The following is a 23,396-nucleotide window of genomic DNA, read 5'->3' as shown; positions in this document are numbered from 1 at the left end:
GCCGGCGTTCGAGGCGGGTGGGCTGCCGGGGGCAGAGCCCCCGGCAGCCCACCCGCAGGGTCACGACAACGCCGCCACCCGGTCCCGATACGTCCGCACGGCAGACGCGTCCCGGAACGGCTCCAGCCGGCGCTCGAAGTCCCGTACGTACTCCACCGCCCGCACCGAGCGCATCTCCATGGCCTGCTGCGCCGCCTCCGCGCCCAGCGCGCACGCCTGGTCCAGCTCGCCCAGCCCCAGCCGGGCCGTGGCCAGCACCACCCGGCAGAACAGCCGGGACCGTGCGTAGGCCGGCGCCCGCAGCTGCAGGGACCGTTCCGCGTGCTGCGCCGAGGCCCGGTACTGCTGGAGGTCCCGGTGGCAGTGCCCGAACTCGTCCGCCAGCTGCGCCTCGTCGAAGAACCGGCCCCAGTGCGGTACGTCGTCCCCGGGCCGCGCCGCGCCCAGCGCCCGCTCGGCCCGCACCAGCGAAGCCGTCGCCGCCCGGACCTCGCCCATCACCGCGTGCCCCCGGGCCTCCGCCGAGTGCAGCAGCGCCTGCACCACCGGCGGCGGGCCGGAGCCCACGCCCTGCTGGGCGACCCGGGCCAGCTGCACCGCCTCCCGGCCGTGCCCCAGGTAGACCGCCTGCCGGCTCATGGTGACCAGCACGTAGCTGCCGTACGGCCGGTCCCCGGCGGCCTGCGCGAGGCGCAGCGCCTGCACGAAGTAGCGCTGGGCGAGTCCGTGCGCGGCGATGTCGTACGAGGTCCAGCCCGCGAGCCGGGTCAGGTCCGCGGCGGCGGCGAACAGCCGCCGCCCGGTGGTCTCCCCGTAGGTCCCGCGGAGCATCGGCTCCGCCTCGTGCTCCAGGTACCGCACCAGCGCCTGCCGGGCGTGGCCGCCGCCGTAGGCCTGGTCCAGCGCGCGGAACAGCTCGCTCACCGAGCGCAGCGCCGCGATGTCCCCGCCCGTCACGCGCTGCCCGGGGCTGCGGTCGATCTGCCGCTGCCGGGGCACCGAGGCCCGTCCCTGCACCGGGACCCGGGCCGCCGCCGGGTCGGCGCCCCGCCCCACCCGCTCGTCGGCCCGCCCGATCAGCCAGTCCCGGCTGGGCACGACCAGCCCGGCCGGGGTGAAGGCGATCTTCCGCAGCTCGGCGTGGGAGCCGGAGTCCTTGCGCCACAACCCGCTCGCGATGTCCACGGCCTCCTCGGGGGTGGCCGCGAATTCCAGCCCGGCGTACACGGGCGCGCAGGCGTCCAGGCCGAGGTCCTGGGCGGAGAGCCGCCGCCCGAGGCGCCGGGTGAAGACCTCCGCGATCAGCGCGGGGGTGGTCCCGCGCGGCTGCTGCCCGCGCAGCCACCGCGTCACGGAGGTCTTGTCGTAGCGCAGATCGAGACCGTGTTCCAGGCCGAGCTGGTCGACGCGGCGGGCGAGCCCGGCGTTGGAGAACCCGGCTTCCGCGATCAGCGCCGCGAGCTGCCGGTTGGGGACGCGCTGGGCAGGTCGTTCCGTCATCGGCTCCACGGTTTCCTGACGTGACGGACCGGAGTCCCGGCCCTGTGAACGGCGTGAATGTAGCGGCGAACTCCGCCTGGACCGCCCTGTCTGTCCCACATTCATCCGATCGTGTGCAGAATCGGTAGGGCTCTTTACGGACCGACCCCCTCCGTCCGCGTACGCTGCGGCCCATGACCCGCCGGCCCAGCGGGGCACCCCTCCCCGAGGCACGCCCCGATTCCACCGCCCCGCTGCCTCCTCCCGAGCTGACCGAGGCCGAGTGCCGGCGGTGCGGCACCTACATCGCGGGGCTCGACGGGCGGTACGCGTGCGGGGTGTGCGGCTGGGTCAACGACCACTCGGAGGGGCACCGGCGGCTGCCGCGGGCCGACGAGGACCCGGACCGGCCGGCCAAGGGCAGGCGGCGGCCCAAGCAGCTGCCCGGGCCGTTTCCGGAAGCGCCGTCAGCGGCCCCGGCCGAGCCGGGGACCGGGCCGGGGGCGGGGCCCTGACAGCGCCGGGGGCGGGGCCCTGACGGGTCCCGTACGGGCCGCCGTACCCTTGCTGAGTGCGATACGTGCACACAGCAGGTTCAATGAGGAGGCGCTGCGGTGGCTGAGCTTGGATTTGTCCATCTGGGCTTCGGGCCGGATGCCGTCGAGTACACCGCGGCCTGGGAAGAGCAGCGGCGCGTCCACGCCGCGCGGTTCGCGGACGAGACGGGCGACACCTGCCTCCTGCTGGAGCACCTGCCGGTGTACACGGCGGGCCGGCGCACCGACCCCAGCGAGCGCCCGCTCGACGGCACCCCCGTCGTCGACGTGGACCGCGGCGGCAAGATCACCTGGCACGGCCCCGGCCAGCTGGTGGGCTACCCGATCATGAAGCTGCCCCGTCCGGTCGACGTGGTCGCCCACGTACGGCGCCTGGAGGAGGCCCTCATCCGTACGGCGGCCGAGTTCGGCCTGGAGACCACCCGGGTCGAGGGCCGCTCCGGGGTCTGGGTGCTCGGCGACCCCGTCGAGGAGCGCCCGAAGATCGGCGGCCTCTCCCTGGACTTCGATCCGCGGATCGGCGACGACGAGTTCGACGCCCGGCTGAACGGCCCCGAGTACGCCCCGTCCAACGCCGGCCAGCGCCGCGAGGACCGCAAGCTCGCCGCCATCGGCATCCGGGTCGCCAAGGGCGTCACGATGCACGGCTTCGCGATCAACGTGAACCCCGACAGCACCTGGTTCGACCGGATCATCCCCTGCGGCATCCGGGACGCCGGTGTGACCTCGCTCTCGTACGAACTGGGCCGCGAGATCGGCATCGCCGAGGTGCTGCCGGTCGTCGAGCGCCACCTGAAGGACGTACTGGAGCAGGCGGAACTGCGGCCTCGCGACATAGAGCCGGCCGTGGGCTAGCGGCCCCGGGGAATGCGTCCGGCCGGCCCCAGGTTGGCGGACGTAAGAGCGTACGAAATTACGGGCGTACCCTGGTGGGCGCCGAAGAATCGAAGTCACAGGGAGCCGGTCGTGTCCGCAGTCGCACCCGACGGACGCAAGATGCTGCGCCTCGAGGTCCGGAACAGTCAGACCCCCATCGAGCGCAAGCCCGAGTGGATCAAGACCCGGGCGAAGATGGGTCCCGAGTACACCAAGATGCAGGCCCTGGTGAAGGGCGAAGGACTGCACACGGTGTGCCAGGAGGCCGGCTGTCCGAACATCTACGAATGCTGGGAGGACCGCGAGGCCACCTTCCTCATCGGTGGCGACCAGTGCACCCGGCGCTGTGACTTCTGCCAGATCGACACGGGCAAGCCCGAGGCCCTCGACCGCGACGAGCCGCGCCGCGTCGGCGAGTCCGTGGTCACCATGGACCTGAACTACGCCACCATCACCGGCGTCGCCCGCGACGACCTGGCCGACGGCGGTGCCTGGCTGTACGCGGAGACCGTGCGCCAGATCCACCAGCAGACCGCGGGCCGCGAGAGCGGCCACACCAAGGTCGAGCTGCTGGCCCCCGACTTCAACGCGGTCCCGGAGCTGCTGGAGGAGGTCTTCGCCTCCCGCCCCGAGGTCTTCGCGCACAACGTCGAGACGGTGCCGCGGATCTTCAAGCGCATCCGCCCCGGCTTCCGCTACGAGCGCTCGCTGGACGTGATCACCAAGGCCCGCGCGTACGGCCTGGTGACCAAGTCGAACCTGATCCTGGGCATGGGCGAGGAGCGTGAGGAGGTCTCGCAGGCGCTGAAGGACCTGCACGAGGCCGGCTGCGAGCTCATCACCATCACCCAGTACCTGCGTCCCTCGCCGCGGCACCACCCCGTCGAGCGCTGGGTGAAGCCGGCCGAGTTCGTGGAGCTGGCGAAGGAGGCCGAGGAGATCGGCTTCTCCGGTGTGATGTCGGGCCCGCTGGTCCGGTCGTCCTACCGGGCCGGGCGCCTCTACCAGCAGGCGATGGAGAAGCGCAGCCGAGCTGAAGCGTAGGTTGCGGGTCGGTCCGAGGAACGAGGGCCGGCACGCGGCCGGAGCGGTAGCGAGGCGGAGCTCGACCGGCGGAACAGAGAAGCGCAGCCGAGCTGGAGCGTAGGTTGCGGGTCGGTCCGAGGAACGAGGGCCGGCACGCGGCCGGAGCGGTAGCGAGGCGGAGCTCGACCGGCGGAACAGAGAAGCGCGCGAGCGTGTGACGCGGGCTACAGCACGGACTGTGTGAACTCACGCACAAAAACTTACTAAGCAGTAACACCGCATCGGCGCGGCCCCTAGGCTCTTCTCATGAGAGCCCGGCGGGCCGCGCCAATGTTTCGGAAACGTTTGACCGGCTGGTCATGCACTGGTAACACCAATCAGTGACGATGGGTCCACGCACCGCACACACCGCACGTACCCCGAACACCATGCAGACGTGAGCACCGTGAAAGGGACCGACATCATGCAGGCCGCGCCCGTACGCGCCATTGCCATCCCGTCCGTCACCGACGCCTTCCGCGGCATCGAGTCGCTGCTGATGAGCGGGGCCCGCCGCAACGCCTGGACGGCGGTCCTCGAAGACCGCCGCCGGGCCAAGGACCGGGTCGAAACCGAACACGTACTTGAGGCCGCGGCGACCCGGACCCCGCAGGCCACGTAAACTTCGCTCTATGGCGAGGAAGTCAAACGCAGAGACTGCTGCGAACCCCGGGCGACTGAAGCAGATCGCCCTCACGTACAAGATGACGCGCAAGGCCGACCCGAAGGTCGGTCTGATCGTCGCGGGCGTGGGAATCGTCACCTTCGGTGTCTTTCTTGCGATCGGCTTCCTGATCGACCACCCGGTCTACCTGGGCATCCTGGGCTTCCTGGTGGCGTTCCTCGCGATGGCGATCGTCTTCGGACGACGGGCCGAGCGGGCTGCCTTCGGGCAGATGGAGGGACAGCCGGGCGCGGCCGCGGCCGTACTGGACAACGTGGGACGGGGCTGGACCACCACCCCGGCCGTCGCGATGAACAGGAACCAGGACATCGTCCACCGGGCCGTCGGCAAGGCCGGTGTCGTGCTGATCGGCGAGGGCAACCCGAACCGCGTGAAGCTCCTGCTCGCGAACGAGAAGAAGAAGCTGGCCCGGATCATGCCGGACGTGCCGGTCCACGACTTCATCGTGGGTACGGGCGAGGGCGAGGTGCCGCTCAAGAAGGTGCGCACCACCCTGCTCAAGCTGCCGCGCGTGCTGGCCGGCCCCCAGATCACCCAGGTGAACGACAAGCTGCGCGCCATGGGTGACCTCATGAGCAACATGCCGCTGCCGAAGGGCCCGATGCCCAAGGGCATGAAGATGCCGCGCGGCGGGAAGATGCGCTGACCCGCTGACCTGATTTTCGTATACGACACAGAGGCGCCCCCGGGCCGAAGCCCGGGGGCGCCTCTGTGCGTGCGTCTGCTGCGTGTGCGGCCGCGGGCCGTCAGATGCGGACCTGTACGGCGCGGGAGAGCCGGTCGTGCAGGCCGCGGCCGTCCCGGTCCCAGACCAGCGCCGGGACGAGCAGGGCCAGCAGGAGGGTGCGCAGCACCACCCGGCCGAAGCCCAGACGGCCGCCGTCCTCCGCGAGCACCCGGAGCCCGACGATCCGCTTGCCGGGCGTGAAGCCGACGGTGCCCACGGTGAGGAGGCTCAGGAGTACGAAGAGGCCCAGGGTCCAGTTGCCCGTGCCGGCCAGGTCGCCGCCCGTGATCAGCCCGTACGCAATCACCTGGCAGCCGACCCAGTCGATGGCGACACCGCCGAGCCGGCGCCCGAACCGTGCGACGGAGCCGGGGCCGTACTGCGGCAGGCCGAGCCGTTCGCCCCGGTAGCCGAAGTCGATGCCCATGTCCTCGGCGGCCGCGCGGGGGCCGGAGAGCCATGATCCGATTGCTTGCCTCTTGTCCACCCGACCACGGTACCGGTGGCGCTCCACAGGACTCCGGCGGGACCCTGGTTAACTTGTGCGAAACAAATGGGTCATGCTTGGGAAATCCCGTCTGCTTATGGTCGGGTCAGCGTGCGGCACCGCACTGACGCACCACGAGCTATAAAGCCCGCCCCTGCCCCGGGGTCGGGAGTAGGAGGAGTTGGATGTTCCAGAACGCCGACGAAGTGAAGCAGTACATCGAGGAGAACGACGTCAAGTTCGTCGACGTCCGCTTCTGCGACCTGCCTGGTGTGATGCAGCACTTCACCATCCCGGGGCGCGCGTTCGACCCGAACGAGGAGCTGGCCTTCGACGGCTCCTCGATCCGCGGCTTCCAGGCGATCCACGAGTCCGACATGGCGCTGCGTGCCGACATCAGCACCGCGCGTCTGGACCCGTTCCGCAAGGACAAGACGCTCAACATCAACTTCTTCATCCACGACCCGATCACGGGCGAGGCCTACAGCCGTGACCCGCGCAACATCGCGAAGAAGGCCGAGGCGTACCTGGCCTCGACCGGCATCGCCGACACCGCGTACTTCGGCCCCGAGGCCGAGTTCTACGTGTTCGACAGCGTGCGCTTCGCGACCACGGCGAACGAGAGCTTCTACCACATCGACTCCGAGGCCGGCGCCTGGAACACCGGCTCCGAGGAGAACAACCGCGGGTACAAGGTCCGCTACAAGGGCGGTTACTTCCCGGTCGCCCCGGTCGACCACTTCGCCGACCTGCGTGCCGAGATCTCCCTGGAGCTGGACGCGCAGGGCCTCCAGGTCGAGCGCCAGCACCACGAGGTCGGCACCGGCGGCCAGGCGGAGATCAACTACAAGTTCAACACGCTGCTCGCCGCGGCCGACGACCTGATGCTCTTCAAGTACATCGTGAAGAACGTCGCCTGGCGCAACGGCAAGACCGCGACCTTCATGCCGAAGCCGATCTTCGGTGACAACGGCTCGGGCATGCACGTGCACCAGTCGCTGTGGGCCAACGGCGACCCGCTGTTCTACGACGAGGCCGGCTACGCGGGCCTGTCGGACACCGCCCGCTACTACATCGGCGGCATCCTCAAGCACGCGCCGTCGCTGCTGGCGTTCACCAACCCGACGGTGAACTCCTACCACCGCCTGGTGCCGGGCTTCGAGGCGCCGGTCAACATGGTGTACTCGCAGCGCAACCGCTCCGCCGCCATGCGCATCCCGATCACGGGCTCGAACCCGAAGGCCAAGCGCGTCGAGTTCCGCGCGCCGGACCCGTCCTCGAACCCGTACCTCGCCTTCGCGGCGCTGCTGCTCGCGGGCCTCGACGGTGTGAAGAACAAGATCGAGCCGATGGAGCCGATCGACAAGGACCTGTACGAGCTCTCGCCCGACGAGCACGCCAGCGTCCCGCAGGTCCCGACCAGCCTCGAGGACGTCCTCAAGGCCCTGGAGGAGGACCACGAGTACCTCCTGGCCGGCGGTGTCTTCACCCCCGACCTGATCGAGACCTGGATCGACTACAAGCGCACGCACGAGATCGCCCCGATCGCGCAGCGTCCGCACCCGCACGAGTTCGAGCTGTACTTCGACCTCTAGGCCGCGACCGCTCGGATCGAGCGTCATGCCTGATGGGAGGCCCCCCGTCACTCTCCACGGAGAGCGGCGGGGGGCCTTTCGCTTTGACAGGGCAGCGAGGCCGGGCGAGGGTGGAAATGACCTAAAGGCCACATAAGCGAGATATGTGCGGAGGTGCATGAAGATGCGCCGTAGGATCCTCGCGGCAGTCCTGGCGGGCTCCGCCGGAGTCGCCATCGGCCTCCTGCCGGTCGGCACCGCCTCGGCCACCAGCACGGGCAACGGCACCTGGAGGTGCTCGGACAACCGGAACGACTGGCGCTGGGACGAATGCTGCAACCGGGACTGGCGTGACCGGGCCAACTGGTGCTGGGACGACGGTGGAGTCGGCGGCAACGGCGGCAACGGGCGTTACGACTGGAACAACTGGCACGACTCGCACTGGCGTGACGCGAACTGGAACGACGGCGGTCGCGGCGGCAACGGCGACTGGAACTGGAACGACGGCGGCCGCGGTGGCAACGGCGACTGGAACTGGAACGACGGCGGTCGCGGTGGCAACGGCGACTGGAACTGGAACGACGGCGGCCGCGGTGGCAACGGCGACTGGGGCAACGGTGACTGGGGCGGCGGCCGCGGTGGCAACGGTGACTGGGGCGGCGGTGGCAACGGAGGCTGGGGTGGTGGCCACTGAGCCCGAACGGGACACGAAGGGCCGCGGGCCCGAGCCGATGCCCCTGTCGCGCTGAACTCAGCGCAGCAGGGGCATCGCGCCGGTGAGGTCGCGCAGGCAGCGCACCGCGAGTTCGGCGGGGGAGCCGGGGCCCGACACCGGGGCGTCCGTCGCCGACCAGATCTCCAGCGAGACGCGGATCGCGTCCGTGGCCGCCGCGGCGAGCAGCCGGACGCCCAGCGGGTCGGCGTCCGGGCCGGCCAGCCGGGCCACCACCGGGACCAGGCGCTCCTCGGAGTCCTGGTTCACCCGGTACCAGACCGCGCGCAGGGCCTCGTCGGCCGTCGCCGCGCGCAGCAGCCCGCGGGTCACCTCCAGGCCCTCCTCGACCGCCTGGGGGCCGCTCAGTGAGCGGGTGACGGCCCGTTCCAGGGCCTCGGCGAGGGGCGTGCCGGGGTTCTCCTCGGCGAGCAGGGCGCGCCAGGCGTCGCCGCCTCCCGCGAGCAGCGGGGCGACCGCCTCCTGCTTGTTGCGGAAGTACCGGTAGAACGTGCGCAGTGCCACGCCCGCCCGGTGCGCGATGTCCTCGGCGGTGGTGCCGTCGGGGCCGTGCTCGGCGAAGAGCTCGCAGGCCGCACGGGCGATGTCGAGCTGGGTGGCGGCCTTGCGGCGCTCGGTCAGCGACTGGGCTCCGGGGCCGGCCTGGGGAGAGTACGGACGAGGGGATCTCACGCAGTGAAGAGTACCTCTCGGAAGCAAGGGTGATTGCATGCATTGACACTCTGGCAAAACGTGTCATCCACTCGGTACCCTCGCCCCATGAACCGTTACGAAGGACGTCGCGTCCTCATCACCGGCGGCGGGTCCGGCATCGGCCGGGCCACCGTCCACCGCATCCTCTCCGAGGGCGGCCGGGTCCACACGGTGGACGTCAGCGAGGCCGGGCTGAAGGCGACCGGGGACCGGGCCGCCGCCGACGGGCACGCCGGCCGGCTGACCACCGCGCTCCTCGACATATCCGACGAGAGCGCCGTCAAGGAGGGAGTGGCCGCCGCGGCCGGTGCCCTCGGCGGGATCGACGTACTCGTCAACGCCGCGGGCATCCTGCGCTCCGCGCACACCCACCAGACCACGCTCGACCTCTGGAACCAGGTCATCGGGGTCAACCTGACCGGCACCTTCCTGATGATCCGCGAGTCGCTCCCGGCGCTGCTCGCGGGCGACCAGCCGGTCGTGGTGAACTTCAGCTCCACCTCGGCGTCCTTCGCCCACCCCTACATGTCCGCCTACGCGGCCAGCAAGGGCGGCATCCAGTCCATGACCCACGCGCTGGCCGCCGAGTACAGCAAGCAGGGCCTGCGCTTCGTCTCCGTCGCGCCCGGCTCCATCGAGAGCGGCATGACCACCGGCAACGGCCCCGGCCTGCCCGAGGACACCGACTGGTCGCTGTTCGCCAAGCTGGCCCCGGCCCTCGGCCAGGGCTTCGCGGGCCCCGAGACCGTGGCCGGCGTCGTCGCCATGCTGGGCTCCGAGGACGGCGCCTTCATCACCGGCACCGAGATCCGCATCGACGGCGGTACGCACTACTGAGCGGCGGTCTCAGTCCCTGAACCGGTCCCAGAGCCGGGGGAAGCGCTCCGCGAGCACGGCTTCGTTCTCGAAGTCCAGCGGGGTGCCCTCCGGCTCCGCCGGCTGCATGGGAACGCCGAGGTCCGGCGCCACCGAGCCGGTCAGCTGCTCGTAGGCCTCGTCGGCCGCGTACCCCAGCTCCTCGCCGTCCCCGTCGATCTCCTCGTCGAAGTCCGCCAGGAGCTCCGCGAGCTGGTCGGGATCGTGGACGCCCCCTTCGAAGACCTCCCGCCCCTGGCCGATCAGCCAGCAGCGGAAGTAGTCGAACGCGTCGTCGCTCGCGCCGTCGAGCAGCACCCAGGCGGCGCCCCACAGGTCCCAGGTGTACGCCCGGTTGTACCGGGACTCGAAGTGCCGGGCGAAGTCCAGGACGGAATCCGGGTCCAGCTGCGCCAGCCGTTCCACGAGCAGCTCGGCGTGCTCCTCGGGGTCGCCCTCGGCGGCCTCGCGGGTACGGTCGACGATCTCCCAGAACTCCGTCTCGTCCATCACCGCTCCAGCATCACGGGTCCGCCCCCGCGCCGCCACCGCTCGTACGGCCAAAGGCCGGTGTCCGACCCCCGCGGGGGGCGAACACCGGCCTTCGGCACGTCAGTCAGGTACGGCTCCGCGGCTCAGAGGCCGTAGCGCTCCCGGGCCTCCTTGATGGAGGACGCCGGTACCTCGCCGCGGCGGGCGAGCTGGGCCAGCGCGGCCACCACGATCGACTGGGCGTCGACACCGAAGTGGCGGCGGGCGCCCTCACGGGTGTCGGACAGACCGAAGCCGTCCGTGCCCAGCGAGGTCCAGTCCTGCTCCACCCACTGGCTGATCTGGTCCGGGACCTGACGCATCCAGTCGGAGACGGCGAGGACCGGGCTGGTGACGCCCTCCAGCGCGCGGGTGACGTACGGAGTGCGCACCTCGCCGCGCAGCAGCGCCTCGTCGCACTCCAGCGCATCGCGCCGCAGCTCGCCCCAGGAGGTGGCGGACCAGACGTCGGCGGCCACGTTCCAGTCGGCGGCGAGGAGCTTCTGCGCCTCCAGCGCCCAGTGGATCGCCGTACCGGAGGCCATCAGCTGGATCTTCGGGGCGTCGGCGGCCGGGGCCGCCTCCGCGAGGTCGGCCGCCGTGTTGAAGCGGTAGAGGCCTCGCAGGATGCCCTCCTCCACGCCCTCGGGCATGGCCGGCTGCACCTTCGGCTCGTTGTAGACCGTCAGGTAGTAGAAGACGTCTTCCGGCTTCTCGCCGTACATGCGGCGCAGACCGTCCTTGACGATCACCGCGATCTCGTACGCGAAGGCCGGGTCGTAGTTGAGCGACGCCGGGTTCGTGGACGCGATCAGGTGCGAGTGGCCGTCCGCGTGCTGGAGGCCCTCACCGGTCAGCGTGGTGCGGCCGGCGGTGGCACCGACGATGAAGCCCTTGCCGAGCTGGTCGGCGAGCTGCCACATCTGGTCGGCGGTGCGCTGCCAGCCGAACATCGAGTAGAAGATGTAGAACGGGATCATCGGCTCGCCGTGCGTCGCGTACGACGTGCAGGCGGCGATGAAGTCGGCCATGGCGCCGGCCTCGGTGATCCCCTCGTTGAGGATCTGGCCGTCCTTGGCTTCCTTGTAGTACATGAGCTGGTCGCGGTCGACCGGCTCGTACGTCTGGCCCAGCGGCGAGTAGATGCCGGCCGACGGGAAGAGGGACTCCATACCGAAGGTGCGGGCCTCGTCGGGGACGATCGGCACCCAGCGCTTGCCGGTCTCCTTGTCCCGCATCAGGTCCTTGACGAGCCGGACGAAGGCCATGGTGGTGGCCATCTCCTGCTTGCCGGAGCCCTTGAGCAGCGGGGCGAAGGAACGGTCGGCCGGAGCCGGCAGGGCCACGTGCTTGACCTTGCGGGCCGGGGCCGGGCCGCCGAGGGCCGCGCGGCGCTCGTTCAGGTACTGGACCTCGGGGCTGTTCGCGCCCGGGTGGCCGTACGGGACCTGGCCGTCGGCGAAGGCGCTGTCCGGGATCGGGAGGCCAAGGAGGTCACGCATGTCCTTGAACTCGTCGATCGTCAGCTTCTTCATCTGGTGGTTCGCGTTCTTCGACTCGAACCCGGCACCCAGCGTGTAGCCCTTGACGGTCTGCGCGAGGATGACCGTCGGCGCGCCCTTGTGCTCCAGGGCGGCCTTGTACGCGGCGTAGACCTTGCGGGGCTCGTGGCCGCCGCGGGAGCTGTGGAAGCACTCGGCGATCTTCGCGTCGGACAGCACGCCCGCCAGCTGCACGAGCTCGGCGTTGGCGCCGAAGAAGTGCTGGCGGATGTAGGCCACGTCGCGGGTCGCGTACGTCTGGAACTGCGCGTCCGGTACCTCGCGCAGGCGGCGTACCAGGGCGCCCGTGGTGTCGAGCTGGAACAGCTCGTCCCAGGCGGAGCCCCACAGCGACTTGATGACGTTCCAGCCGGCGCCGCGGAACTGGGCCTCCAGCTCCTGGACCACGCGGAAGTTGGCGCGGACCGGGCCGTCGAGGCGCTGCAGGTTGCAGTTGATGACGAAGGTCAGGTTGTCGAGCTGCTCGCGGGAGGCGAGGGCCAGGGCGGCGGTCGACTCGGGCTCGTCCATCTCGCCGTCGCCCAGGAAGGCCCAGACGTGCGAGTTGGCGGTGTCCTTGATGCTCCGGTTCTGCAGGTAGCGGTTGAAGCGCGCCTGGTAGATCGCGGAGAGCGGGCCGAGGCCCATGGACACCGTCGGGAACTCCCACAGCCACGGCAGGCGCCGCGGGTGCGGGTAGGACGGCAGGCCGTTGCCGCCGGACTCCTGGCGGAAGTTGTCGAGCTGCTGCTCGGACACGCGGCCGTCGAGGAAGGCACGGGCGTAGATGCCGGGGGAGGCGTGGCCCTGGATGTAGAGCTGGTCGCCCGATCCGTCGGCCTCCTTCCCGCGGAAGAAGTGCTGGAAGCCGGTCTCGTACAGCCAGGCCGCCGAGGCGAAGGTGGCGATGTGGCCGCCGACGCCGTACTTGGAGCCGCGGGTCACCATGGCGGCCGCGTTCCAGCGGTTCCATGCGGTGATCTTGGCTTCCATCTCCATGTCACCGGGGAACTCGGGCTCCGCGGCGGTGGGGATGGTGTTGACGTAGTCCGTCTCCAGCAGCTTCGGCAGCGCGAGGCCGGCGGCCTCGGCGTGCTGGAGCGTGCGGCGGAGCAGGTATTCGGCGCGGCGCGTACCGGCGGCCTGTGCGACGGCGTCGAGGGAGGCCGCCCATTCGGCGGTCTCCTCGGTGTCGCGGTCCGGGAGCTGGTCGAGCTCGCTCGGAAGCTTTCCTACGGGGTCGGACATCGGTGTGCGCCGCCTTCCGGACAAAGGAGAGGTGGTGAAAAAATCCCTGACGGGCAGGACAGGGTCGGTGGACCTGGTTGAGGTCCGCGTTGACTGTAAATCGCTGATCGATGATCGATCAAATAAATGTGGCGAAGAAATGTCCTACAGGTCAAAAGTCGGCACCGCGTGCCAGTAAATCAGGCACGCAGTGCCGGTCAAACCCGGACAATCTCCTTGGTCAGGCGCGCGGAGCGCATCCCAGGACATGCCGCTTGACGAGCAGCCCGATGTCCGGATCCTGACTGCGGAACGCCTCGACGAGGGCCTCGTGCTCCTCGGCGTAGGACTTCTGGACCGTGCCCAGCCAGCGGATGGACAGGGCCGTGAACACCTCGATGCCCAGGCTCTCCCAGGTGTGCAGCAGCACGCTGTTCCCGGCCGCCCGCACCATCTCCCGGTGGAAGCCCACCGTGTGCCGCACCTGCGCCGTGCCGTCCTCGCTGCGGTCGGCCTCCCACAGGGCCGCCACGTGCGGCTCCAGGGCCGAGCAGTCGGCCGCCAGCCGGGGCGCGGCCAGCTCCGCCGCGATCTGCTCCAGGCCGGCCCGGACCGGGTAGATCTCCTCCAGGTCCGCCGCGGAGAGGTTCCGTACGCGCACGCCCTTGTTCGGCGCCGACTCGATCAGCCGCAGGGTCTCCAGCTCGCGCAGGGCCTCCCGTACGGGCGTCTGGCTGACCTCCAGCTCCACCGCGATCCGGCGCTCCACGATGCGCTCGCCGGGCTTCCAGCGCCCGCTGACGATCCCCTCCACGATGTGCTCGCGGATCTGCTCGCGCAGCGAGTGCACGACGGGTGGGGTGATCATCGGGGCTTCATCTCCTGGTGGGTGTGCAGGGTCACGCGGGGCCTGATGCGTAGACAATACGGCGGCGCCCCCGCCCGGGAGTATCCCGGACGGGGGCGCCGACAGTGAGGCTGGTTACAAGCCGTTCAGCTCAGTTGCGATCCTCGATCGCTCAGAGACCGAGCTCGACCTCGAACTCGCCGGCCTCGAGGATCGCCTTGACGGCCGAGAGGTACCGGGCCGCGTCCGCGCCGTCCACCAGGCGGTGGTCGTAGGACAGGGTCAGGTACGTCATGTCGCGGATGCCGATGTTGGTGCCCTCGGCGGTCTCGATGACCACCGGGCGCTTGACCGTGGCACCGATGCCCAGGATGGCGACCTGGTTCGGCGGCACGATGACCGTGTCGAACAGCGCACCGCGCGAGCCGGTGTTGCTGATGGTGAAGGTCGCGCCCGACAGCTCGTCCGGCGTGATCTTGTTGCCGCGGACCTTGGAGGCCAGGTCGGCGGTCGCCTTGGAGATGCCCGCCAGGTTGAGGTCACCGGCACCCTTGATGACCGGGGTCATCAGGCCCTTCTCGGAGTCCACGGCGATGCCGATGTTCTCCGAGTCGAAGTAGGTGATGGTGCCCTCGTCCTCGTTGATCCGGGCGTTGACGACCGCGTGGGCCTTCAGCGCCTGGGCCGCGGCCTTGACGAAGAACGGCATCGGCGAGAGCTTGACGCCCTCGCGGGCCAGGAACGCGCCCTTGGCCTTCTCGCGCAGCTTCATGATCTTGGTGATGTCCACCTCGACCACGGAGCTGAGCTGCGCCTGCGAGTGCAGGGCCTTCATCATGTTGTCGCCGATGACCTTGCGCATGCGGGTCATCTTGACCGTCTGACCGCGCAGCTCGGAGACCGCGGCGGCCGGAGCCTTGGCGGCCGGAGCGGCAGCAGCCGGCGCCGGGGCGGCAGCGGCGGCCTTGGCGGCCTCGGCGGCGGCCAGGACGTCCTGCTTGCGGATGCGGCCACCGACACCGGTGCCCGAGACCTGCGACAGGTCGACGCCGGACTCCGAGGCGAGCTTGCGCACCAGCGGGGTCACGTACGCGGCCTCGTCACCGGCGAACGCCGGAGCGGCGGCCGGAGCGGCCGGCGCAGCGGCCGGAGCCGGGGTCACCGGAGCCGGAGCGGCCACCGGGGCGGCGGCCTGGACCGGAGCCGGGGCGGCGGCCGGAGCCGGAGCTGCGACCGGAGCCGGGGCGGCCGGAGCAGCCACCGGAGCCGGGGCGGCCACGGGGGCCGGAGCGGCGGCCGGAGCCGCAGCGGCGGGGGCCGGGGCGGCCGCGGGGGCAGCGCCGGCCACGCCGATGACGGCCAGCCGGGCGCCGACCTCGGCGGTCTCGTCCTCGCCGACCAGGATCTCCAGCAGCGTGCCGGAGACCGGCGCGGGGATCTCGGTGTCGACCTTGTCCGTGGAGACCTCGAGCAGCGGCTCGTCGGCCTCGACGGACTCGCCGACCTGCTTCAGCCAGCGGGTGACGGTGCCCTCGGTGACGGACTCGCCCAGGGCGGGGAGCACGACATCGGTGCCGGACGCGGCAGGCGCGGCGGCGGGGGCGGCGGGAGCCTCGGCAGCCGGGGCGGGGGCCGCGGGGGCCTCCGCGACGGGAGCCGGAGCGGCCGGGGCCTCGGCGGCGGCCGGCTCGGCAGCCGGAGCGGCGGCCGCGGCCGGGGCGCCGGAGCCGTCGTCGATGACGGCCAGCTCGGCGCCGACCTCGACGGTCTCGTCCTCGGCGACCTTGATGGAGGCCAGGATGCCGGCGACGGGCGAGGGGATCTCGGTGTCGACCTTGTCGGTCGACACTTCGAGAAGCGGCTCGTCGGCCTCGACGCGCTCGCCCTCGGCCTTCAGCCAGCGGGTGACAGTGCCCTCGGACACGCTCTCTCCGAGCGCCGGAAGGGTTACGGAAACCGACATGGTTTCAGTTGCTCCTAACGAATGTGCGGAAGTGGTCGTCGCGCCCGTGACGATTAGTCGTGGGAGTGAAGCGGCTTGCCGGCGAGGGCCAGGTGGGCCTCGCCCATCGCTTCGTTCTGGGTCGGGTGCGCGTGGATGAGCTGCGCGACCTCGGCCGGCAGAGCCTCCCAGTTGTAGATCAGCTGGGCCTCGCCGACCTGCTCGCCCATCCGGTCACCGACCATGTGGACGCCGACCACGGCACCGTCCTTGACCTGGACGAGCTTGATCTCGCCCGCGGTCTTGAGGATCTTGCTCTTGCCGTTGCCCGCGAGGTTGTACTTGAGGGCCACGACCTTGTCCGCGCCGTAGATCTCCTTGGCCTTGGCCTCGGTGATGCCGACGGAAGCGACCTCGGGGTGGCAGTAGGTGACGCGCGGGACACCGTCGTAGTCGATCGGCACGGCCTTGAGGCCGGCCAGCCGCTCCGCGACCAGGATGCCCTCGGCGAAGCCGACGTGCGCCAGCTGGAGGGTGGGGACGAGGTCACCGACGGCCGAGATGGTCGGCACGTTGGTCTGCATGTACTCGTCGACCAGGACGTAGCCGCGGTCCATCGCGACGCCCTGCTCCTCGTAGCCCAGGCCCTGCGAGACCGGGCCGCGGCCGACGGCGACCAGCAGCACCTCGGCCTCGAAGGTCTTGCCGTCGGCCAGCGTCACGCGGACGCCGGTCTCGGTGTACTCGGCCTTGTCGAAGAAGGTGCCGAGGTTGAACTTGATCCCGCGCTTGCGGAACGCGCGCTCCAGCAGCTTCGAGCTGTTCTCGTCCTCGACCGGCACGAGGTGCTTGAGGCCCTCGATGACGGTGACGTCGGAGCCGAAGGACTTCCACGCCGAGGCGAACTCGACGCCGATGACGCCGCCGCCGAGCACGATCGCGGACTGCGGCACGCGGTCCAGGACCAGCGCGTGGTCCGAGGAGATGATGCGGTCGCCGTCGATGTTCAGGCCCGGCAGCGACTTCGGCACGGAGCCGGTCGCCAGCAGGATGTGGCGGCCCTGGATGCGCTGGCCGTTCACGTCGACGGAAGTCGGCGAGGAGAGGCGGCCCTCACCCTCGATGTACGTCACCTTGCGGGAGGCGACGAGGCCCTGCAGGCCCTTGTACAGGCCCGAGATGACCTCGTCCTTGTACTTGTGCACACCCGCGATGTCGATGCCCTCGAAGGAGGCCTTGACACCGAACTGGGCGGCCTCGCGAGCCTGGTCCGCGATCTCGCCCGCGTGCAGCAGAGCCTTCGTGGGGATGCAGCCGTTGTGCAGGCAGGTGCCGCCGAGCTTGTTCTTCTCGATCAGGGCAACGTCCAGACCCAGCTGGGATGCGCGCAGAGCCGCGGCGTAACCGCCACTGCCACCGCCGAGGATCACTAGGTCGAAAACGGTGCTGGCGTCGTTCGCCACGTCACGTCCTCCATGCATGTGCGCCGGGCACCGGTCCTCTGTGACCGGGCGGCGGCTGGTAATCGGCCGCTAGTTCTTCGGCCCTGTGGTGGGGGCCCTGTCCTGCCGAGAACCCATCTTCGCATTTGTCGGGGGAACGCGGGACGCCGGGCCCACGATGTGGCAGGTCGTTCTGCCCGAAGCGAGGGTTACCAGTGCGTAGAAACCTACGGATTTCGTTGTCGGTGAACACGCCTCAAGCCCTGATCGAGTGGACGACCAGGGCTTGAGACATGTCACATCCAGCCGTACGGGGCCAGGTCAGCCCACGTCAGGCCACGTCAGCCCAGGTCACCCGTGGCCGTACGCTCGGCGAGGCGGACCAGGGTGCGCACGGCCGAGCCGGTGCCGCCCTTGGGGGTGTAGCCGTACGGCGCGCCCTCGTGGAAGGCCGGGCCGGCGATGTCGAGGTGGGCCCAGGTGATGCCCTCGCCGACGAATTCGCGCAGGAAGAGGCCGGCCACCAGACCGCCGCCCATGCGCTCGCCCATATTGGCGATGTCGGCGGTGGGGGAGTCCATGCCCTTGCGCAGGTCCTCGGGGAGCGGCATCGGCCAGGAGGACTCGCCGACCTCCTCGGCGATCTCGTGGAGCGCCGTACGGAAGGCGTCGTCGTTGGCCATGACGCCGAAGGTGCGGTTGCCCAGGGCCAGCACCATGGCGCCGGTCAGGGTGGCGACGTCGACGATCGCGTCCGGGTTGTCCTCGGAGGCCCTGGTCAGCGCGTCACCGAGGACCAGACGGCCCTCGGCGTCGGTGTTGAGCACCTCGACGGTCTTGCCGCTGTACATGCGCAGCACGTCACCGGGGCGGGTGGCGGAGCCGGACGGCATGTTCTCGGCGAGGGCGAGCCAGCCGGTGACGTTGACCTGGAGGCCCAGCTTGGCGACCGCGGTGACGGCGGCGAAGACGGCGGCGGCGCCGGCCATGTCGCACTTCATCGTCTCGTTGTGGCCGGCCGGCTTCAGGGAGATGCCGCCCGAGTCGTAGGTGATGCCCTTGCCGACGAAGGCCAGGGTCTTCTCCGCCTTGGGGTGGGTGTAGGAGAGCTTCACCAGGCGCGGCAGGTTCTCGGAGCCCTTGCCGACGCCCATGATGCCGCCGAAGCCGCCCTTGATCAGCGCCTTCTCGTCCAGGACCTGGACCTTGACGCCGTTCTCCTTCGCAGTCGCGGAGGCGACGGCGGCGAAGGCCTCGGGGGTGAGGTCGTTCGGCGGGGTGTTGACCAGGTCACGGGCGATGTTGACCTCGGTCGCCACGACCGTGGCGCGCTCGGCCGCGGCCTTGTGCTCCTTGTCGCGCGGCTTGGCGCCCAGCAGGGCGACCTCGGCCAGCGGCTGCTTCGGGCCGGCCTGCTTGTCGCCCGTGCGCTTCTTCTCGCCGCCCTGGTAGGCGGTGAAGGCGTACGCGCCGAGCAGCGCGCCCTCGGCGACGGCGGTGACGGCGGAGGCGTCGTCCAGGGGCAGGGCGAAGGCGGCCTTCTTGCTGCCGTGCAGGGCGCGGGCGGCGGCGCCGGCGGCGCGGCGCAGCACCTCCTCGTCGAAGGACTCGTCCGCCTCGGGTACGGAGCCCAGCCCGACCGCCAGCACGACGGGAACCTTGAGGCCGGCCGGGGCCGCCAGCTTGGTGGTCTCGCCTTCGGCGCCCGAGGCACCGAGCGCGTCGAGCACAGCGGCGAGCTTGCCGTCGAACGCGTTGTCCACGGCCTCGGCGCCCTGCGCGACGACGGGGCCCTTGGGGCCCTTCGCCACGCCGACCACGAGGGCGTCGGCGCGCAGCGTCGCCGCGCCGGCAGTGCTGAGAGTCAGAGCAGTCACGGTGGTGAAGTCTCGCTTCCGTTTGTGTGTGCGGGGGCTGCGGTCGCGTCAGGGTCGCCGGCCGCTCCGCAGCGATCGTATTCCGGCCCGTCGGCCGCCGGAAATGAGCCTACGCGTAGGTACTCACCCGTACGCCACTCGAAGGTTTGGCAAGTTGTTCGATCAAGACGCCGACAGGTTCACCCATCTGTGGCCTCTGTTCCAGGTTTGCCCCTTAGACCTGACGAGGTCCGAGAGACTCGGTCCACTCTCGCAAGGGGACGCGGGGTTCCTTTGCATGATTTCCACAGAGCCTCCCCGGCCCCGGCCGACCGCCAAAGGGCCGGAGTCGAGGGATGCCTGCGGGGGGAAAGGCCGAAATGGTCAACAAGAACCGGATGAACAGGCTCGCCGCCGCATGCGCCGCGGCGGCCCTGGTGTCCGTCGCACTGCCCGCCGCGACCGCCCAGGCGGCCCCGGCACCACGCGTCGACCTGAAGGTGCTGGTCGTCGACGACGGCGGCAGCTCCGTCGAGGCGATCACCGCGGAACTCCGGGACACCGGCGTCCCCTACACCCGCGTCCAGCTGGGCAGCGGCAGCCGCCCGGTCATCAACGCGGCGTACCTCAGCGACACGGTCGACGGCCGGCCGCGCGCTAAGTTCCAGGGCGTCGTCCTGCCGAACGAGAACCCCTTCGGCGAGGGCTCGCCCGAGATGGCCGCCCTGGCCGCGTACGAGACGACGTACGGGATCCGCCAGGTCGACGCCTACACCTGGGCCCACCCGGGCGTCGGTCTGGAGTACACCGACAACGGCGGTTACGGCGGCCAGCTCGACGGCACCCAGGCCGCGGTCACCGCGGCCGGCAAGGCGGGCCCCTTCGGCTACCTCGGCGGTCAGGTCGCCTTCGAGGACAACTCCGTGCTCGTCCCCGAGAGCTTCGGCTTCATGGGCAGGCCGCGGCCCGGCTACACCAGCTACCTCGACGCCCCCGTCGGCTCCGGACGGGCCTCGCTCGTCGGCGAGTACACCCACGACGGGCGCAGCGAACTCGTCGTCACCTTCGGCTACAACCAGCACCAGCAGCAGTTCCGGCTGCTGGCCCGGGGCATCGTCGAGTGGCTCACCCAGGGGGTCCACCTCGGCCAGAGCCGCAACTACTTCGCCGTCCACGTCGACGACGTCTTCGCCCCCGACGCCCGCTGGAACAAGGAGCTCAACTGCACGCCCGGTGACTACGCCTGCCCCGGCGGGGAGGGCAAGGAGAGCACCATCCGGATGACCGCCGCCGACGCCCAGTACGCGGCGCAGTGGCAGACGTCCAAGAACTTCAAGCTCGACATGCTCTTCAACGGCGGCGCCGGCGAGGAGTGGAAGGCGGAGAACGGCGGCGTCGACGCCCTGACCGCCCAGCTGGTGGCCGACCGGGCCAAGTTCCGCTGGATGAACCACACCTACACGCACCCCTTCCTCGGCTGCGTCCAGGACACCACCACCGTGCCGTGGAGCTGCGTCAAGAACGCCCAGGGCGCGATCCAGTACATGAGCCGCGCGGAGATCTCCGCGCAGATCCGCGACAACAACAACTGGGCCGCCTCCAAGGGCATCGCCATCGACCGCACCGAGCTGGTCACCGGTGAGCACTCGGGCCTCAAGACCGACCCGCAGCAGGCCCAGGACAACCCCAACCTGGCCGGCGCGCTGGCCGACAACGGCGTGAAGTGGGCGGGCAGCGACAACTCCCGCGAACCTGCCCAGCGCGCCGTCGGCGCGGCCCTGACCGTCCCGCGCCACCCGATGAACGTGTACTACAACACGGGCACCAACGCGGAGATGGCCGACGAGTACAACTGGATCTACACCAGCCGCGCGCACGGCGGCAGCGGCGTCTGCGAGGACAACCCGGCGACCTCGACCTGTCTGCCCGCCCCGGTGGACCCGGCCACCGGCTACCTCGACCACATCGTCCCGCAGGAGGCCCGTACGGCCCTGCGCCACGTGCTGGCCAACGACCCGCGGCCGCACTACGTGCACCAGTCCAACCTCGCCGAGGACCGCACCCTGTACCCGGTGCTCGATCGGGTCCTCGACACCTACCGCGGCCTCTACGCGCCCAGCGCGCCGATCGTGAACCAGAGCATGAAGGACACCGGCGTCGAACTCAGCCGCCGCGCCGCCTGGAACAAGGCGCTCGCCGACAACAAGGTCACCGCCTACCGCATCGGCACGACCGTCACCGTCAAGGCACCCTCCGGCGTCGTGGCCCCGGTCACCGCGCCCACCGGCACGAAGAAGCAACTCCTGCTCGGCACCGCCGACTTCGGCACCTCCTACGCCGGCACACGGTCCACCTGGACCGGGCCCGAGCTGCTCCAGAGCGCCGTCACGCTGCGCCTGCCCAGCTGACCTGCCGCCGCACCGCATGCACGGGTGAGCGAGCCGAAGGGGGCGCGTCGGCGAAGGAGGGCGAGCGCCCGGAGAAACCGCGGGGTACGAGCGGTTTCCGAGGACGCACGCCCTCCTGGAGCCGGCAAGAGCGCCCCCGGAGTCGAACGAGCCCCAAAACAAAAGAGTCCTGGGGGGACACACCGCATGAGCCATGGGCGTCACGTCACGATGCTCACCGAAGGCACCTATCCGCACGTCCACGGGGGAGTGAGCACCTGGTGCGACCAGCTGGTCCGCGGAATGCCGGAGGTCGACTTCAACGTCATAGCCCTGACCGGCTCCGGACGCGAGCCGGTCACCTGGGAACTCCCGCGCAACGTCTACCGCCACACCGCCGTACCGCTCTGGGGCCCGACCCCGGCCACCGCCGGACGGTTCCCGCTGGGACGCGGCCGCCGCACCGCCCTGCGGGGCAAGGCCCAGCGCCGCTTCACCGAGGTCTACGAGGCCTTCCTGCTCGCCCTGCTCGCCGCGCCGGCCGATCCCGCGGGCCCCGCCCGCCCCGGCTTCTCCGAGGCCCTGCGCGAACTGGCGCTCCTCGCCCGGGCCGGGAAACTCGCCCCCGCCCTGCGCTCCGAGTCCGTCCTGCGCCTGCTGATGACGCTCTGGACCCGCCCCGGCCTCGCCACCGCCGCCGCGGCGCCCACCATCCACGACGCGCTCACCGCCACCGACCTGCTGGAACACGCGCTGCGGCCGCTCGCCGTACGCATCCCGCCCGACAGCGTCGCGCACGCCGTCAGCAGCGGCCTCGCCACCCTCCCGGCCCTCGCCGCCAAGTACCTCGACGGAGTCCCCTTCCTGCTCACCGAGCACGGCATCTACCTGCGCGAGCGCTACCTCGGCTACCGCACCGCCGCGCAGCGCTGGCCCGTCAAGGCCCTCATGCTCGGCTTCTACCGCGAACTCAACACCGAGGGCTACCGGCGGGCCGACCTGATCACCCCCTGCAACCAGTACAACCGCCGCTGGGAGGAGCGCGGCGGCGCCGACTCCGAGCGCATCCGCACCATCTACAACGGCGTCGACCCGCACGCCTTCCCCGAGGCCGGACCCGAACCCGAGGTGCCCACCCTCAGCTGGTGCGGCCGCATCGACCCGATCAAGGACCTCGAAACCCTCATCCGCGCCTACGCCTTCATGCGCGAGGAGCTGCCCGCCCTGCGGCTGCGCCTCTTCGGCCCCGTCCCGGCCGGCTGCGAGGAGTACAAGCTCCGCCTGGAGAAGCTCGCCGCCGAACTCGGGGTCGCCGACGGGATCACCTACGAGGGCCGCATCGAGCAGGTCGCCCGGGCCTACGGCGCCGGCACCGTCGTGATGCTCTCCAGCATCAGCGAGGGCTTCCCCTTCAGCATCATCGAGGCCATGTCCTGCGGCCGCACCACCGTCTCCACCGACGTCGGCGGGGTGCGAGAGGCCGTCGGCGACACCGGCCTCGTCGTCCCGCCCCGCGAACCCGAGACCATGGCCCGCGCCACCCTCGCCCTGCTCCGCGACGGCGAACGCCGCGCCGAACTGGGCCGGATGTCCCGCAAGCGGGTGGTGGAGAAGTTCACCCTCCACCGGTCCGTGGACGGCTTCCGGCACATCTACCGGGAACTCGCCGGCCAGCCCGTCCTGCCCGTCCACGAGGGCGACGCCTGGACCCAGCGGCTCGGTGACCCCTGGTACCGCGAACTCGCCGCCCTGGGCCGCCCCCAGGCGGACGCCGCCGAAGGGGGCACGTGGTGAGCGGATCGCTCTGGCTCGAGCCGCCCGGCCCGGACGGCGTCCGGGTGGCCACGTTCCAGGCCCTTGAGCCGCTCGGCTACGGCTCCAAGAACGGCGGC

The 23,396-nt window shown here is 70.8% G+C and carries 19 protein-coding genes; 10 read left to right on the top strand and 9 right to left on the bottom strand.

Going from position 1 to position 23,396, the window contains the following annotated elements:
• Positions 1-60: 60 nt before the first annotated feature.
• On the bottom strand, positions 61-1,500 hold the full coding sequence (locus tag AB0D94_RS21955; protein ID WP_362054501.1) for a regulator: 1,440 nt from the start codon (positions 1,498-1,500) through the stop codon (positions 61-63).
• Positions 1,501-1,673: 173 nt separating this feature from the next.
• Here AB0D94_RS21955 and AB0D94_RS21950 point away from each other — a divergent pair, with 173 nt between their 5' ends.
• The 5 genes from AB0D94_RS21950 (at position 1,674) to AB0D94_RS21930 (ending at position 5,308) form a co-directional block, all read left to right on the top strand.
• Positions 1,674-1,994, top strand: a complete 321-nt coding sequence (locus tag AB0D94_RS21950; RefSeq protein WP_362054498.1) for a hypothetical protein — start codon at positions 1,674-1,676, stop codon at positions 1,992-1,994.
• A 99-nt stretch (positions 1,995-2,093) separates the two neighbouring features.
• Positions 2,094-2,891, top strand: coding sequence for a lipoyl(octanoyl) transferase LipB (lipB, locus tag AB0D94_RS21945; RefSeq protein WP_362054495.1), 798 nt, complete (start codon positions 2,094-2,096; stop codon positions 2,889-2,891).
• Positions 2,892-3,002: 111 nt separating this feature from the next.
• Complete coding sequence (gene lipA / locus AB0D94_RS21940; RefSeq protein ID WP_362054492.1) at positions 3,003-3,956, top strand: lipoyl synthase; 954 nt, start codon at positions 3,003-3,005, stop codon at positions 3,954-3,956.
• A gap of 445 nt (positions 3,957-4,401) precedes the next feature.
• Positions 4,402-4,599: a hypothetical protein gene (locus tag AB0D94_RS21935; protein WP_266938884.1), complete on the top strand. Its 198-nt coding sequence runs from the start codon at positions 4,402-4,404 to the stop codon at positions 4,597-4,599.
• A gap of 10 nt (positions 4,600-4,609) precedes the next feature.
• Positions 4,610-5,308, top strand: a complete 699-nt coding sequence (locus AB0D94_RS21930) for a DUF4191 domain-containing protein (RefSeq protein ID WP_362054489.1) — start codon at positions 4,610-4,612, stop codon at positions 5,306-5,308.
• A gap of 100 nt (positions 5,309-5,408) precedes the next feature.
• Here AB0D94_RS21930 and AB0D94_RS21925 read toward each other — a convergent pair whose 3' ends face one another.
• Positions 5,409-5,876, bottom strand: coding sequence for an RDD family protein (locus tag AB0D94_RS21925; protein WP_362054486.1), 468 nt, complete (start codon positions 5,874-5,876; stop codon positions 5,409-5,411).
• 185 nt (positions 5,877-6,061) lie between these two features.
• Here AB0D94_RS21925 and glnA point away from each other — a divergent pair, with 185 nt between their 5' ends.
• Together glnA and AB0D94_RS21915 are read left to right on the top strand one after the other, a co-directional pair.
• The gene (gene glnA / locus AB0D94_RS21920) at positions 6,062-7,471 is read left to right on the top strand and encodes a type I glutamate--ammonia ligase (RefSeq protein WP_031148608.1); all 1,410 of its coding nucleotides are present in this window, start codon (positions 6,062-6,064) and stop codon (positions 7,469-7,471) included.
• 163 nt (positions 7,472-7,634) lie between these two features.
• Positions 7,635-8,144, top strand: coding sequence for a hypothetical protein (locus AB0D94_RS21915; RefSeq protein WP_362054481.1), 510 nt, complete (start codon positions 7,635-7,637; stop codon positions 8,142-8,144).
• A gap of 57 nt (positions 8,145-8,201) precedes the next feature.
• Here the strand turns inward: AB0D94_RS21915 and AB0D94_RS21910 are convergent, their stop codons facing one another.
• On the bottom strand, positions 8,202-8,855 hold the full coding sequence (locus AB0D94_RS21910; RefSeq protein WP_362054478.1) for a TetR family transcriptional regulator: 654 nt from the start codon (positions 8,853-8,855) through the stop codon (positions 8,202-8,204).
• A gap of 87 nt (positions 8,856-8,942) precedes the next feature.
• Here AB0D94_RS21910 and AB0D94_RS21905 point away from each other — a divergent pair, with 87 nt between their 5' ends.
• Positions 8,943-9,713: an SDR family oxidoreductase gene (locus tag AB0D94_RS21905; protein ID WP_362054475.1), complete on the top strand. Its 771-nt coding sequence runs from the start codon at positions 8,943-8,945 to the stop codon at positions 9,711-9,713.
• Positions 9,714-9,722: 9 nt separating this feature from the next.
• On the opposite strand, the gene AB0D94_RS21900 is transcribed toward AB0D94_RS21905, so the two are convergent.
• The 6 genes from AB0D94_RS21900 to AB0D94_RS21875 form a co-directional block, all read right to left on the bottom strand.
• Complete coding sequence (locus AB0D94_RS21900; protein ID WP_362054472.1) at positions 9,723-10,244, bottom strand: DUF4240 domain-containing protein; 522 nt, start codon at positions 10,242-10,244, stop codon at positions 9,723-9,725.
• A gap of 122 nt (positions 10,245-10,366) precedes the next feature.
• Positions 10,367-13,051: a pyruvate dehydrogenase (acetyl-transferring), homodimeric type gene (gene aceE, locus AB0D94_RS21895; protein ID WP_362054469.1), complete on the bottom strand. Its 2,685-nt coding sequence runs from the start codon at positions 13,049-13,051 to the stop codon at positions 10,367-10,369.
• 220 nt (positions 13,052-13,271) lie between these two features.
• The gene (locus AB0D94_RS21890; RefSeq protein ID WP_362054665.1) at positions 13,272-13,895 is read right to left on the bottom strand and encodes a GntR family transcriptional regulator; all 624 of its coding nucleotides are present in this window, start codon (positions 13,893-13,895) and stop codon (positions 13,272-13,274) included.
• Between the two features lie 154 nt (positions 13,896-14,049).
• Positions 14,050-15,840 (bottom strand): 2-oxoglutarate dehydrogenase, E2 component, dihydrolipoamide succinyltransferase, encoded by a 1,791-nt coding sequence (gene sucB / locus AB0D94_RS21885; protein ID WP_362054466.1) that lies wholly within the window; start codon positions 15,838-15,840, stop codon positions 14,050-14,052.
• Positions 15,841-15,893: 53 nt separating this feature from the next.
• Entirely contained in the window at positions 15,894-17,282 is a 1,389-nt protein-coding gene (gene lpdA / locus AB0D94_RS21880) for a dihydrolipoyl dehydrogenase (RefSeq protein ID WP_362054463.1), read from the bottom strand.
• A 320-nt stretch (positions 17,283-17,602) separates the two neighbouring features.
• On the bottom strand, positions 17,603-19,138 hold the full coding sequence (locus AB0D94_RS21875) for a leucyl aminopeptidase (protein WP_362054460.1): 1,536 nt from the start codon (positions 19,136-19,138) through the stop codon (positions 17,603-17,605).
• 359 nt (positions 19,139-19,497) lie between these two features.
• Between AB0D94_RS21875 and AB0D94_RS21870 the strand changes: the two genes are divergently transcribed.
• Both AB0D94_RS21870 and pelF read left to right on the top strand, forming a co-directional pair.
• Complete coding sequence (locus AB0D94_RS21870; RefSeq protein WP_362054457.1) at positions 19,498-21,525, top strand: hypothetical protein; 2,028 nt, start codon at positions 19,498-19,500, stop codon at positions 21,523-21,525.
• 186 nt (positions 21,526-21,711) lie between these two features.
• Positions 21,712-23,298 (top strand): GT4 family glycosyltransferase PelF, encoded by a 1,587-nt coding sequence (pelF, locus tag AB0D94_RS21865; RefSeq protein ID WP_362054454.1) that lies wholly within the window; start codon positions 21,712-21,714, stop codon positions 23,296-23,298.
• Positions 23,299-23,396 lie beyond the last annotated feature (98 nt).

It is taken from the genome of Streptomyces sp. NPDC048255, from assembly GCF_040652415.1.
Taxonomy (GTDB): domain Bacteria; phylum Actinomycetota; class Actinomycetes; order Streptomycetales; family Streptomycetaceae; genus Streptomyces.
This window is presented reverse-complemented; position numbering and strand designations above follow the sequence as displayed.